The organism is Vibrio sp. R-1, from assembly GCF_035615595.1.
GTDB lineage: Bacteria > Pseudomonadota > Gammaproteobacteria > Enterobacterales > Vibrionaceae > Vibrio > Vibrio cholerae.
In genome coordinates this window covers 1-1226 of sequence record NZ_WPDC01000198.1, presented here as the reverse complement: position 1 = coordinate 1226, position 1226 = coordinate 1, and the positions used below count along the sequence as shown (strand labels likewise).

Here is a 1226-nt window from a genome sequence, read left to right as displayed (position 1 = left end):
CCATTCAGGGCGAGTTTGCGCCCAATCATGGGCTCGACGCAGAAACGCTTGCTCCAATTGCGGGGCAGATAGGGCGTTGTCCTTGCTTGGTAGCTCTTGGTGGTTGTGATTCAGTTCAAGACTTGGCGCGCGTTCTTGACGTGCGCCATGGCTGGCGGCCGTGAGTTGCTGATCAAGTTGTTCTAGCTCTTCGCGATGGCTTGTTGGGATCTCATGGCGATCAAAAAGCGTTATCGCTTCTGTCGTGGTGTTGTGTAGCGCCGCGATAAAGTGGACGTCATCGCGCAGCGAAACTCCATATTCAGGCAACGCTTGGCGCACCGCCTGATCATTTAGCAATGCTGCTAACGTGCGAGCGTTGACTTCGCCGCTTTGACCGCAGCAGGCCCCACAATCCAGCCCTGCACGCTGCGGATTATTTTGCGTCTGTGAGCCGTGCCCTACGAGTAGCACCAAGCGTGCTTGCTCGGTGGCGATCCCCAACGCTCTTAGAATGTTGGCTGCCATTTGAGCACGCTGCGCTAACGTTTGTGGATCGCGCGTGAATTGCGGTCTGACACTCTGCCACTCATGTTCCGTAAAGGCGAAACGCTCCACCGATGCGCTCGATACAGGGTAGGATAAGGTGCGTTTAAGGAGCTTGGTTAAATACGCCAACCCCGTGGTTTCCACCAGAGTAAACGTGGAGGCGGGGAGGTGATGAAACGCGCGCCAGCTAAAGTGTCGCTTGAGTCGAGCACGGCGACGCAAGGCCAATTTCGCGTCTTGATCTTCATCCCCTGTGCTGTCAGAGACGGTCAAGCTCGGCGCTAATAAGCCCGGTAACTGTGGGCGGCTTGCTTCGGTGCCCAGTAACTGATAGCGGATCGGTAAGCCAAAAAAGCCTGCGAAGCCAAGGGTTTGAATATGGGGTGATTGCGCTTCTAAGTGGCGGCGAATGACTTCTGAACGCACATCGATACAAAAAGCCGCTTGCACCTCGGGATAACTTGATTGGGGAGCCGGCTCTTGTACTGATGTCAGCGCAGCAAAGAGCTGGCGCTGATAGGCGATTTCCGCACTGCGTTGCCACAGTAGCGCAATGCGTAGTGCGCGATCCTCCTCGCACGATTGGCGCGGTGCCCAAGATTGCTGCCACTGTAACCACACAGAGCCCATACCGCGCTCACCATCATCAAGTAAGTTCTCCCAGCAGAGACGAATCGCCAACAGATCGCGCAGGTGCT

1 protein-coding gene is annotated in these 1226 nt (G+C 56.0%); it reads right to left on the bottom strand.

The window, feature by feature from the left end:
• Positions 1 to 1226: putative inorganic carbon transporter subunit DabA (locus GOU96_RS17595; protein WP_324702073.1), on the bottom strand; the 1226-nt coding region annotated here is incomplete at both ends.